We start from the raw sequence: 11,435 nt of genomic DNA, 5'->3' as shown, positions 1-11,435 counted from the left end.
ATGCAGGGAATGGTTAAATGGTCATCATGAAATTGATTGTTTCGAGAAAAAAATAAAAAAACGCCTTATTATAGGGCGTTTTTTTTATTTTCAGCATATTGATAATACCGTTTTAGTGAAATTTTTGATTTGAAGCCAACTAATTTTATGATCTCTGGCTCTGGGGTTTGTTTTTTTATTAGGCGTAAAATAAACGTGTTCCGGAAATGCTGTCCAGAAATGCCTTTACGTAAATTCGCTCTTGCTACTTCAAGTCGGATCATTTTTTGAATAGCGATTTCTGTTAGTGCTTTTGGTGCGTCGTTTTCATATACCCATCTGTATGTTCCGCGGTTAAAATCGAATGCGACAAACAACGGGTCATTACTATGATATTTAGGACGAACTGGTTCTGGAATACTTTTATAATATGTGTACAGTTGTTTTTTGTCTTCGGTTGCTAAGGGGATTGTTCTTTCTACTCCTGCGGTTGCCGGAATAGAAAGTGTATTAGTTTCAAAATGAACGTGATGCATAGTTAATGCTGTAAGCTCTTGTAAGGATAGTCCGTAGTCGATTAATAGACTTAAAATGGCAATATTACGATCCATTAATAATGGACGAACAGGACGTTGTTTTTCTGAAAGTCCTTCTAATGAAGTGACTATATACTTTAATCTTTTTTCTTCCTCGCATGAAATGAAATCTTCATTACGCAATGCACGGTTTGGTTGAATAGTAATTTCCATATTCTTTAATGGATTTGGAATGTTAAGAAAATGATGCATTCTATTTAATACAATAAATACACGATGCATTGTTTTCTCAGAGTAGTGTCGATTCTTTTTTAAGTCTGAAAAGTAATCTTCATAGTCTTTTGTACAAAGTGTTGCCCATATATTACTGGAAGGGAGCTTTTTGTTTTTTTCTAACCAATGTCCAAAATCTTCAATGTCATAAACATAACGTTTAATGGTTGAAGACTTTCGGCCTTTATTCAATAAAAAAATAGAAAAGGCTTGTATTGTATCATGGAATTCCGTTGTTTCCATAGTCCCACCACCTTGATTATTTCTTATATTATAGCAAACTTTTCTGAAAATAGGCATTTGCAAGAGGGACTGGAATAATAATATTTGGTGAGTGGATAAAATGAGGTGATTGTATGGAACAATCGATGCGTAAGAAAAATAACAATCAAATTAATATTGTATTAAATCATCGAAAGAAAATTTCGTTACCGGCATCAGAAAATAAAACGGTAATTTCAAGTGAAACCACTACTAAACATGAGATGTTGCAGAGAATTGAAGAAGAGATGGGAAAACTTGTTGGGATGGATGATATAAAAAAGATAATAAAAGAAATTTATGCTTGGATTTATGTAAATAAAAAAAGGCAAGAGGTGGGGTTGAAGTCTGAGAAGCAAGTGCTTCACATGTTATTTAGGGGGAATCCGGGTACTGGGAAGACAACCGTTGCTAGAATGATAGGGAAATTGTTGTTTGAGATGAATATTTTATCGAAGGGGCATTTAGTTGAAGCTGAACGTGCTGATCTTGTAGGTGAGTATATCGGACATACAGCACAAAAGACAAGGGATTTAATAAAGAAGGCTATGGGAGGGATTTTATTTATTGATGAGGCGTATTCATTAGCGCGGGGTGGAGAGAAGGATTTTGGGAAGGAAGCTATTGATACACTTGTGAAGCATATGGAAGATAAGCAGCACGGTTTTGTATTAATTTTAGCTGGATATTCAAGAGAGATGAATCATTTTCTTTCATTAAATCCAGGATTACAATCTCGTTTTCCGTTTATTATTGAATTTGCGGATTACTCGGTAAATCAGTTGTTGGAAATTGGAAAGAGAATGTATGAAGAGCGTGAATATCAGTTATCGAAAGAAGCAGAGTGGAAATTTAGAGATCATTTACATGCGGTCAAGTATTCGTCACAAATTACATCATTTAGTAATGGGCGATACGTACGGAATATTGTTGAAAAATCAATTCGCACACAAGCTATGCGATTGTTACAAGAGGATACGTATGATAAATATGATTTAATTGGGATATCAAGTATGGATTTGATGCTTGAAGAGGAGACGCACAGTACGTAAACTGTGCGTCTGTTTTTTGATGTATAAGTACGTTACTCTTTTTTCGCTTTTTCTTGGTAAGATTTATGGAAGCGTTCCATTTTAGCGCTTTTTTCGTGTGCTGAATTAGGATCGTGTGTAATTTGGTCTACTGAGCTTTTTTGAGCACCTTTATTAACATGGTTTGTCATTTGTATTCACCTCGCTTTAAAAGTTAGTATGAACATTATGTAAAGAAAAACTCGTTAGAAAAGAAAAACCTCTTTACGATATGTAAAGAGGTTAGAGCGCTATTTATGCATTGAACGTTCCTTTGTATCAATACGTCTATGCGGTAAATGCCATTTGTAATGAATAGAAATCATGCGGAAGCAAACAATTAAAATGAATAAGGTGTATAGAGCCCAATCGCTAACAATAATTTTAGCGCCAATTAAGAACCCTGCTAAAATCGTCCAAAACGCATATACGTCAGCTCGAAGGACAAGAGGTTTTCTGCGAGCTAAAAGGTCGCGAATAATACCGCCGCCGATGCCTGTTAAAACAGCAGCTACGATTGTAGCGCTGATTGGTAAATCTAGTTTTTGAGCATACAGTGCTCCTTGTACAGCGAATGCTGATAAACCGATGGCGTCCGTGATGTTTTCCCACTTTTTCCAATGTCTAATTAATTTATTTGGAAAAAGAAAAATAATCGTCATTGATAATAGTGCGATTTGGAATAACATGTCTTGTTGCCAAAATGCGACGATTGGATAACCGATTAATAAATTACGAAGGGCACCTCCCCCAAATGCGGTTGCCATTCCTAAAATATATACCCCGAAAATATCATAATCTTCTTCCATTGCAACAATGGCTCCGCTTAGTGCGAAGGCGATTGTGCCTATGATGCTAAAAATCTCCCATGCCATGAATTTTCTCCCCCGCTAACTAGATGAAATATGCTTCCTCTGCTATTATATTAGAAGGTTTAAATTTCGAAAAGGATGAGTGAACATATTTGATGGAAGAAAAAGAAAAAGTCATATTAGTTGGCTGTCAATTGTCGCAAGATGATGATGAAAAATTTATGCATTCCATGAAAGAACTGGCATCGCTAGCAAAGACTGCGCGAGCGGAAGTGTTAGTATCAACGACGCAAAAGCGTCCGAAGTTTCATCCTGCAACTTATATAGGAAAAGGTAAACTTGAAGAGCTTACGCTGTTAACTGAAGAATTAGAACCAGCTGTTATTATTTTTAACAACGAGTTAACACCAAGTCAAATTCGGAATTTATCTTCAGTATTAGATGCGAGAGTGATTGACCGAACGCAGTTAATACTAGATATTTTTGCGCAACGTGCGAAATCGAGAGAGGGTAAGCTTCAAGTAGAGTTAGCTCAGTTGCAATATACAATGCCGCGCCTTATGGGGCAAGGTTTGTCTTTATCACGTCTTGGTGGTGGAATTGGTACGAGAGGGCCGGGAGAGACGAAGCTCGAAACGGACCGTCGTCATATTCGATCACGTATTGATGAAATAAAGAAGCAACTTGCGGTTGTTGTAGAACATCGGAAAAGATATCGTGAGAGAAGGAAAGATAATAAAGTATTTCAAGTTGCGTTAATTGGGTATACAAATGCAGGGAAATCTACGTTGTTTAATAGATTAACGGAAGCTGATACGTTTGAAGAAAACTTATTGTTTGCAACGCTAGATCCGACGACAAGAAAGATGCCATTACCTTCTGGGTATACAGTGCTTTTGACTGATACGGTTGGTTTTATACAAGATTTACCTACGTCACTAATTGCTGCTTTTCGATCTACGTTAGAAGAAGCTGGGGAAGCGGATGTTATTTTACATGTTGTTGATTCAGCAGATCCTAATTATGTAGGGCATGAGCAGACAGTAAAACAATTATTGTCAGACCTTGAAATTAATCATATTCCTATTATTACGTTATATAATAAAAAAGATAAATTGCATCAAAACTTCATTCCATTTCCGAAAAGTGATTTCTTAATGACTAGTGCTTTTGAAGAAAGTGATTTACTGTGTATAAAAGAAGCGATAGGAATGAAGATGAAGGAAGAAATGGATGATTATCAAGTGGAAATTCCTCCGAGTGAAGGTAGGTTGTTAACGCTTTTAAAGACGGAAACGTTATTAACTAAAATGGAGTTTCTAGAAGATAAATTTGTATATGATTGTACAGGATATATATTTGCTCATTCATCGCTTAATGGGCAATTAAAGAGATTTTTAGTGGAAGAAGGAGAAAATAATAATGTTTGATCGTTTGAAAAATGGAGAAAAAATTGCTCCAATCGTAAAAGAAGTAGAAAGTCAAATTATAGAAGTGCATAAACGTGTGGATGAAGTAATTGAGAGTAATCAATTTCGTGTGCTAGAAAGTTTTCGTAAACATAAAATTAGTGATTCGCATTTTATTCCGACGACAGGTTATGGGTATGATGATATTGGTCGTGACACGTTAGAGAAAGTGTATGCGGATGTATTTGGAGCGGAAGCGGGTCTTGTTCGTCCTCAAATTATTTCGGGTACTCATGCAATTTCAACAGCTTTATTTGGTATTTTACGTCCGGGAGATGAGTTACTATACATAACGGGGAAACCGTATGATACGTTAGAAGAAATCGTTGGTGTGCGCGGAAAAGGTGTAGGCTCATTTAAAGAATATAATATTGGTTATAACGCAGTTCCGTTAACTGAAGAGGGATTTGTGGACTTTGAAGCTGTTGCAGCTGCGATCCGTAGTAACACGAAGATGATTGGTATTCAACGTTCAAAAGGATATGCTACTCGTCCGTCGTTTACAGTTTCACAAATTAAAGAGATGATTGCGTTTGTTAAAGAGATTAAACCTGATGTTATTGTATTTGTAGATAACTGCTATGGCGAATTTATTGAAGAAAACGAGCCATGTCATGTTGGTGCGGACTTAATGGCAGGTTCTCTTATTAAGAATCCTGGCGGGGGAATTGTTAAAACGGGTGGTTACATTGTCGGTAAAGAACAGTATGTTGAAGCGTGTGCATATCGTTTAACATCTCCAGGAATCGGTGCGGAAGCAGGAGCGTCTTTATACAGTCTGCAAGAAATGTATCAAGGGTTCTTCTTGGCTCCGCATGTTGCTGGTCAAGCGCTGAAAGGTGCTATTTTTACGGCGGCATTTTTAGAGGAATTAGGGATGAATACATCACCGGCATGGAATGCACCAAGAACGGATTTAATTCAATCTGTTCAATTTGACGATAAAGATCGTATGATTGCATTCTGTCAAGCGATTCAATATGCATCTCCAATTAATTCTCATTTCACTCCGTATGCAAACTATATGCCGGGATATGAAGATGATGTAATTATGGCTGCTGGGACATTTATTCAAGGTGCAAGTATCGAATTATCTGCGGATGGTCCGATTCGTCCTCCGTATGTTGCATATGTACAAGGTGGATTGACGTATTCTCATGTGAAAATTGCGATTTGTTCTGCAATTGATGCGTTAATTGAAAAAAATCTATTAACAATTTCTTAAAGGGAAGCTGTCGATTTCGACAGCTTTTTTTCGTGTGAAAGTAATGATTTGTGCCATTAGAAAAAAGAATGAAAAAAATTATAAAAAACCATGTAAGAAAAGCTAACATCTATTGACACTAAACATAACGTGGTATAAAATGAGAAGCAGTTAAGGCGAAGGAGGAACTGAAGTGATGAAAGAAGATAGACGTTCTGCTCCGCTGTTTCCTATTGGTATTGTAATGGATTTAACACAATTATCTGCACGTCAAATTCGCTACTATGAAGAGCATAATCTTATTTTTCCAACCCGTACAAAAGGGAATCGTAGATTATTTTCATTTAACGATGTAGATAAATTGTTGGAAATTAAAGATTTGTTAGATCAAGGCTTAAATATGGCCGGAATTAAACAAGTATTGCAAATGAAAGAAAATCAAACAGAAGCAGTGAAAGTAAAAGAAGAAACGAAAGAAATTTCAAAATCCGAGCTTCGCAAAATTCTTCGAGATGAACTACAACATACAGGTAGATTTAATCGGACTTCATTGCGACAAGGTGACATTTCAAGGTTTTTTCACTAAAGATAACTGATTCTTAAGGTGTTTAGAGGGACTAAGGAGGAATTTATAATGGCTAGGTACACAAAAGAAGATATTTTCCGTTTGGCGAAAGAAGAGAATGTAAAGTATATCCGTCTGCAATTTACGGACCTTTTAGGGGTAATTAAAAACGTAGAAATTCCAGTGAGCCAATTAACAAAAGCTCTTGATAACAAAATGATGTTTGATGGATCTTCTATTGAAGGTTTCGTACGTATTGAAGAATCTGATATGTATTTATATCCGGATTTAGATACTTGGGTAATTTTCCCTTGGACAGCTGAAAAAGGTAAAGTAGCTCGTTTAATCTGTGATATTTACAATGCTGATGGTACTCCATTTGATGGCGATCCACGTAACAACTTAAAGCGTGTGTTAAAAGAAATGGAAGCATTAGGATTCTCAGATTTCAATCTTGGACCAGAGCCAGAATTCTTCCTATTTAAAGTTGATGAAAAAGGAAATCCAACATTAGAATTAAACGATAACGGTGGATACTTCGACCTTGCGCCGATGGATTTAGGGGAAAACTGTCGTCGTGATATCGTTCTTGAACTTGAAGAAATGGGTTTTGAAATTGAAGCATCTCACCATGAGGTTGCACCAGGTCAACATGAAATTGACTTTAAATATGCAAATGCAATTCGCTCATGCGATGACATTCAAACATTCAAGCTTGTTGTAAGAACGATTGCTCGTAAACATGGTTTACATGCAACGTTTATGCCGAAACCATTATACGGTGTAAATGGTTCAGGTATGCACTGTAACTTATCATTATTTAAAAATGGTGAGAACGTATTCTTCGATCAAAACGGAGACTTACAATTAAGTGATGATGCTCGTCACTTCATCGCGGGTATTTTAAAACATGCACCAGCATTTACAGCGGTAGCAAACCCAACTGTAAACTCTTACAAACGTTTAGTACCTGGATACGAAGCTCCTTGTTACGTAGCATGGTCTGCACAAAACCGTAGCCCGTTAGTACGTATCCCTGCATCTCGTGGTATTAGTACACGCGTAGAAGTACGTAGTGTTGACCCAGCTGCAAACCCATATTTAGTAATGGCAACTTTACTAGCAGCAGGTCTTGATGGAATTAAAAACAAATTAACTCCACCAGCTGCAGTAGACCGTAATATCTATGTAATGACAAAAGAAGAGCGCGAGGAAGCAGGTATCGTTGACTTACCAGCAACATTAGCGCAAGCATTAGTTACTTTACAATCTAATGAAATCGTATGTGGCGCATTAGGTGATCATTTACTTGAGCACTTCATTGAAGCAAAAGAAATTGAGTGGGATATTTTCCGCACGCAAGTTCACCAATGGGAACGCGATCAATATATGTCTCTATACTAAGAGAGAAAAAAGCCCTAATACTACGGTATTAGGGCTTTTTTTATTTGTGGGCAAAATAGGTGCCCGCGAAATGCCCGGAAAAAATCATGGAGATTATTTAAAGTGCTATTGTATTTCTTCAATTTAACTTAGTAAACTTTAAATCATTTTTTTGTTCGGGAGGAGGTGGTGGAATAAGGATTTAATATGCGTGCTGGCTATGAGTATATATAGAAAAACAATTGCATGGTATGTTTTGTTCAGTGTTTGATGTTGTGGATGTGTTTAGTGATAAATTAAAGTGCGAAAATTTAGTACCTTGCAATAAACAGTACTTAATGGTATATTATGGATATAACAGGTACCGTGTATTGAACAGTACTGAAATAAGAAAGGGGGATTGTCCTTGAACGTTCAGTTTAAAAAAGGTGTGTTAGAACTGTGTGTATTGGCGCTTGTAAAACGTAAGGATTGTTATGGTTATGAACTTGTTCAGCAAATTTCAAATAAATTTTTAATATCGGAAGGTTCTGTATATCCGCTATTACGTCGTTTAACGAAAGAGGAATATTTTCAAACATATTTAAAAGAATCCACGGAAGGACCGCCCCGTAAATATTATCAACTAACAGAGCAAGGGGAGACGCAACTTCATTTGTTAGTGACTGAGTGGCGTGATTTTGCTAGAGGTGTTCAAGAAATTATTGAAGGGGTGGAATGGGATGAGTAAAGAACAGTTTCTTAAAGAATTATCAAGTCATCTTAGAAAGTTACCAGAAGAAGAGCAACAAGATATTTTATTTGATTATGAAGAACACTTTCAGTTTGGGATGGAAGAGGGGAAAACTGAATCAGAAATAATAAAGGGACTTGGTTCTCCGAAAGTAATTGCGAAAGACTTGCTTGCTTTGTATCGCTTTGATGAGATGAAAAAAGATCCATCGACTTCGAATGTAACAAGAGCTGTCATGGCAGCGGTTGGACTTAGTTTGTTTAATTTTATTATTGTGTTAGGCCCATTAATTGCAATTATAGCTTTTATATTTTCCTTTTGGGTCGGTGGTATTGCTAGTGTAGTGACACCATTTTTCGTTATTGTAAAAGTATTTATGGGTACTTTTATATGGTTGGACCTTTTCGTTAGTATAACGTTTGTTGGAGTAGGTTTGTTGTTATGTATTGTAGCTTATTATAGTACGAAGTGGTTTAAAAGATTATGTGTACGCTATGTAGTATGGAACTTCAAAATGATAAAAGGGGAGTAGATGATGAAAAAAATATTATTAGTAGCTATCGCTTGTATCATTATTGGAGTAATAGGGATTTCACAAACATATAAGAAAGCAGTAGAAACTGTAGAGAAAGGAAATAAGGAAGAAGTTATTAAAAACGAAACGCTAAAAAATGTGGAAGTTAAGTTAGATGCTGGAGATATTGTTGTACAAAAATCTCCTGATTCCTCTTTTTATGTAAAGCAAACAGGAGACGTAAGTAAACAGGAGATTCGTATTGCTGAAGATGGTGACACATTAAAAGTCATAGGGGAAATAGAAAAAGGTGTTTCATTTAATTTTTCCTTTTACAATTTCGGATTTCAAACGCCTACATTGACTATATTTGTACCAGAACGTTCTTATCAAGAGATAAAAGTAAATTCATCCGCTGGACAAATAGAAATAAGTAATGTGAAAAGTGACCGCGTAAGTGTTGAAACACTCGCCGGAGAAGTGGATTTGAAACATGTAACAGCAAAGAGTGTGGAGGGGTCTACAAAAGCTGGTGAGGTGAATTTTAAAAAAGTAATAGGGAAAGTAACAGCAAAAACGGCTAGTGGGGATATAGATATTATTGATCATGATTCTAAATATGATTTAGAGGCAAGTTCAACTGCTGGAGATGTAGATATTACTTTATTGGAAAAACCACAAGATGCAGTTATAACTGGGCAAACCGCTGCTGGAGACGTGACAATTTTTAATGAAGACAATAAAAATATAACGATTGGTAATGGTAGTAAAAAGATTAGCGGTAAAACCGCTGCTGGAGATGTTACTATTGAAACACGTTAATAATTAATGAAACGCATTCTTTTGAATGAACGGAAATCTATCAAAATATAAAAAGAAGATAATTACCTATATAAATAAGGGAATTATCTTCTTTTTATTATTTTTAATGTAAATCACGATATACGCCAATTACTTTTCCGATAACTGACACTTGTTTTAAAATAATAGGTTCTAGTGAAGAGTTTTCCGGTTGTAGACGGAAATAATCTTTTTCTTTATAGAAACGTTTAACAGTTGCTTCGTTATCTTCTGTTAAAGCAACTACAATTTCACCGTTGTTTGCAGACTGTTGTTGGCGAACAACAACTAAATCACCATCAAAGATACCAGCTTCAATCATGCTATCTCCAGAAATGCGTAACATAAACACTTGATCTGCTCCAGCAACGATACTTGCTGGAAGTGGGAAGTGATCTTCTACACTTTCGACTGCTGTAATCGGTAAACCGGCAGTAACTTTTCCGACGATTGGAACTTGAATAACTGACTGTGTTTCTATTCGGTTGTCACCTAAAATTTCAATTGCGCGTGGTTTTGTTGGGTCGCGTCGAATATATCCTTTTTCTTCTAGTCGTGATAAATGTCCGTGCACTGTAGAACTAGAAGCAAGGCCGACTGCTTGACCGATTTCACGTACGGAAGGTGGATATCCTTTTTCTTGTACTTTTAGCTTAATAAAGTCGAGAATGTCTTGCTGGCGTTTCGTTAACTTTTCCATGTTTTCTAACACCTCGTTTTCTTTCATTTTTCTTATTATTAAGTATAACATGCGAAAAAACATTCTACAAACATAAGTTCGAACGAAAGGCAAATTTATGATACACTATAAGGAAGATATAGTGAGAAAGAAGGGTTCAAAATGAATGCAATTATTTATGCACGTGTAAGCACAACAAAAGAAGAACAGGAAACATCATTATTGCGTCAAAAAGATGAATTATTGCATTTAGCTGAGCGCTATCAAATGGATGTTACAAAGGTAATTGAGGAGCAGGCTAGCGGTTATACAATTGAACGTGATGGCATATTAGAAGTGCTAGATACAATTCGAGATGAACAAGTTGATGTACTACTTATACAAGATGAAACGCGTCTTGGTAGAGGAAATGCAAAGATTGCATTAATGCATTGTTTACATAAAGAGGGGATAAAAGTTTATACGCACACGCATAGTGGTGAATTACAGCTTTCAGATTCTGATTCGATGGTGCTAAATATAATAGGGATTGTTGAAGAGTATCAAAGAAAGATCCACAATTTAAAAATTAAACGTGGCATGCAAAGGGCGGTAGAGAAAGGATTTCGTCCAGAGAATAATTTGAAAAATCGTCATTTAAGTATAGGACGTGAGAAAAAAGAAGTGCCAATTGAGGAAATTGTACGTTTACGCCGGAATGAATTAACTTTTGAAGAAATTGCAGCAACACTTCGTGGTTTTGGTCATGATGTTTCAAAAGCAACTGTACATCGAAGGTATGTAGAATATACAAAGCAATTGCTTGATAAAGAGGACTAACTATTGTATGATAATAATCAGTTTTGAGTAGAAGGGGGATTCGAGATGCCAAGTCAAGAACTCATTGAACGCATTAACTTCTTAGCGAAAAAAGCAAAAGCTGAAGGCTTAACTGAAGAAGAACAACGTGAGCGCCAATCGCTACGTGAACAATATTTAAAAGGGTTTCGTCAAAATATGTTAAACGAATTAAAAGGAATTAAAGTCGTTAACGAAGAAGGAACGGATGTTACACCGGCGAAATTAAAAGCTTTAAAAAAGCAAGAGAATGCAAAATTAAATTAAAAGATGGGCATAG

14 protein-coding genes are annotated in these 11,435 nt (G+C 36.1%); 10 read left to right on the top strand and 4 right to left on the bottom strand.

Annotation, left to right across the window (positions count from 1 at the left end):
- Positions 1-68 precede the first annotated feature (68 nt).
- Entirely contained in the window at positions 69-1,031 is a 963-nt protein-coding gene (locus MHB76_RS17310; protein WP_016105898.1) for a tyrosine-type recombinase/integrase, read from the bottom strand.
- A 113-nt stretch (positions 1,032-1,144) separates the two neighbouring features.
- On the opposite strand from MHB76_RS17310, the gene spoVK reads away from it, so the two are divergent.
- Positions 1,145-2,101: a stage V sporulation protein K gene (gene spoVK, locus MHB76_RS17305; RefSeq protein ID WP_002111259.1), complete on the top strand. Its 957-nt coding sequence runs from the start codon at positions 1,145-1,147 to the stop codon at positions 2,099-2,101.
- Between the two features lie 32 nt (positions 2,102-2,133).
- On the opposite strand, the gene MHB76_RS17300 is transcribed toward spoVK, so the two are convergent.
- Both MHB76_RS17300 and MHB76_RS17295 read right to left on the bottom strand, forming a co-directional pair.
- Complete coding sequence (locus tag MHB76_RS17300; protein ID WP_002111258.1) at positions 2,134-2,271, bottom strand: hypothetical protein; 138 nt, start codon at positions 2,269-2,271, stop codon at positions 2,134-2,136.
- A gap of 99 nt (positions 2,272-2,370) precedes the next feature.
- Entirely contained in the window at positions 2,371-2,994 is a 624-nt protein-coding gene (locus tag MHB76_RS17295; protein WP_002111257.1) for a trimeric intracellular cation channel family protein, read from the bottom strand.
- Between the two features lie 92 nt (positions 2,995-3,086).
- Between MHB76_RS17295 and hflX the strand changes: the two genes are divergently transcribed.
- The 7 genes from hflX to MHB76_RS17260 all read left to right on the top strand — a co-directional run bounded on the left by hflX (position 3,087) and on the right by MHB76_RS17260 (position 9,621).
- Positions 3,087-4,361: a GTPase HflX gene (hflX, locus tag MHB76_RS17290; RefSeq protein WP_078174989.1), complete on the top strand. Its 1,275-nt coding sequence runs from the start codon at positions 3,087-3,089 to the stop codon at positions 4,359-4,361.
- A complete protein-coding gene (locus MHB76_RS17285) occupies positions 4,354-5,625 on the top strand; it encodes a methionine gamma-lyase family protein (RefSeq protein ID WP_078174988.1) in 1,272 nt (423 codons plus the stop codon). Before hflX ends, MHB76_RS17285 begins: the two co-directional genes overlap by 8 nt.
- Before the next feature lie 175 nt (positions 5,626-5,800).
- A complete protein-coding gene (gene glnR / locus MHB76_RS17280) occupies positions 5,801-6,190 on the top strand; it encodes a transcriptional repressor GlnR (protein ID WP_002014475.1) in 390 nt (129 codons plus the stop codon).
- 48 nt (positions 6,191-6,238) lie between these two features.
- Positions 6,239-7,573 (top strand): type I glutamate--ammonia ligase, encoded by a 1,335-nt coding sequence (gene glnA / locus MHB76_RS17275; protein WP_002014472.1) that lies wholly within the window; start codon positions 6,239-6,241, stop codon positions 7,571-7,573.
- 385 nt (positions 7,574-7,958) lie between these two features.
- A complete protein-coding gene (locus MHB76_RS17270) occupies positions 7,959-8,282 on the top strand; it encodes a PadR family transcriptional regulator (protein ID WP_070146821.1) in 324 nt (107 codons plus the stop codon).
- A complete protein-coding gene (locus tag MHB76_RS17265) occupies positions 8,275-8,817 on the top strand; it encodes a DUF1700 domain-containing protein (protein ID WP_078174987.1) in 543 nt (180 codons plus the stop codon). Before MHB76_RS17270 ends, MHB76_RS17265 begins: the two co-directional genes overlap by 8 nt.
- A 3-nt stretch (positions 8,818-8,820) precedes the next feature.
- Positions 8,821-9,621 carry a DUF4097 family beta strand repeat-containing protein gene (locus tag MHB76_RS17260; RefSeq protein ID WP_002160864.1) on the top strand — a complete coding sequence of 267 codons (801 nt, stop codon included), beginning with the start codon at positions 8,821-8,823 and terminating at the stop codon, positions 9,619-9,621.
- 103 nt (positions 9,622-9,724) lie between these two features.
- On the opposite strand, the gene lexA is transcribed toward MHB76_RS17260, so the two are convergent.
- Positions 9,725-10,339: a transcriptional repressor LexA gene (lexA, locus tag MHB76_RS17255; RefSeq protein WP_002111215.1), complete on the bottom strand. Its 615-nt coding sequence runs from the start codon at positions 10,337-10,339 to the stop codon at positions 9,725-9,727.
- 141 nt (positions 10,340-10,480) lie between these two features.
- On the opposite strand from lexA, the gene MHB76_RS17250 reads away from it, so the two are divergent.
- Together MHB76_RS17250 and MHB76_RS17245 are read left to right on the top strand one after the other, a co-directional pair.
- A complete protein-coding gene (locus MHB76_RS17250) occupies positions 10,481-11,137 on the top strand; it encodes a YneB family resolvase-like protein (protein WP_002111214.1) in 657 nt (218 codons plus the stop codon).
- 45 nt (positions 11,138-11,182) lie between these two features.
- Entirely contained in the window at positions 11,183-11,422 is a 240-nt protein-coding gene (locus tag MHB76_RS17245; protein WP_002111213.1) for a DUF896 domain-containing protein, read from the top strand.
- Positions 11,423-11,435 lie beyond the last annotated feature (13 nt).

This window comes from Bacillus sp. FSL M7-1345, from assembly GCF_038006985.1.
Lineage (GTDB): Bacteria > Bacillota > Bacilli > Bacillales > Bacillaceae_G > Bacillus_A > Bacillus_A cereus_U.
The sequence above is the reverse complement of the archived record's forward strand: the minus strand, read 5'-3'. Positions and strand labels throughout refer to the sequence as shown.

Coding starts and splice junctions, on each gene's coding strand:
- MHB76_RS17310 (WP_016105898.1), bottom strand. CDS start 1,031: ATGGAAACAACGGAATTCCATGATACAATACAAGCCTTTTCTATTTTT.
- spoVK (WP_002111259.1), top strand. CDS start 1,145: ATGGAACAATCGATGCGTAAGAAAAATAACAATCAAATTAATATTGTA.
- MHB76_RS17300 (WP_002111258.1), bottom strand. CDS start 2,271: ATGACAAACCATGTTAATAAAGGTGCTCAAAAAAGCTCAGTAGACCAA.
- MHB76_RS17295 (WP_002111257.1), bottom strand. CDS start 2,994: ATGGCATGGGAGATTTTTAGCATCATAGGCACAATCGCCTTCGCACTA.
- hflX (WP_078174989.1), top strand. CDS start 3,087: ATGGAAGAAAAAGAAAAAGTCATATTAGTTGGCTGTCAATTGTCGCAA.
- MHB76_RS17285 (WP_078174988.1), top strand. CDS start 4,354: ATGTTTGATCGTTTGAAAAATGGAGAAAAAATTGCTCCAATCGTAAAA.
- glnR (WP_002014475.1), top strand. CDS start 5,801: ATGAAAGAAGATAGACGTTCTGCTCCGCTGTTTCCTATTGGTATTGTA.
- glnA (WP_002014472.1), top strand. CDS start 6,239: ATGGCTAGGTACACAAAAGAAGATATTTTCCGTTTGGCGAAAGAAGAG.
- MHB76_RS17265 (WP_078174987.1), top strand. CDS start 8,275: ATGAGTAAAGAACAGTTTCTTAAAGAATTATCAAGTCATCTTAGAAAG.
- MHB76_RS17260 (WP_002160864.1), top strand. CDS start 8,821: ATGAAAAAAATATTATTAGTAGCTATCGCTTGTATCATTATTGGAGTA.
- lexA (WP_002111215.1), bottom strand. CDS start 10,339: ATGGAAAAGTTAACGAAACGCCAGCAAGACATTCTCGACTTTATTAAG.
- MHB76_RS17250 (WP_002111214.1), top strand. CDS start 10,481: ATGAATGCAATTATTTATGCACGTGTAAGCACAACAAAAGAAGAACAG.
- MHB76_RS17245 (WP_002111213.1), top strand. CDS start 11,183: ATGCCAAGTCAAGAACTCATTGAACGCATTAACTTCTTAGCGAAAAAA.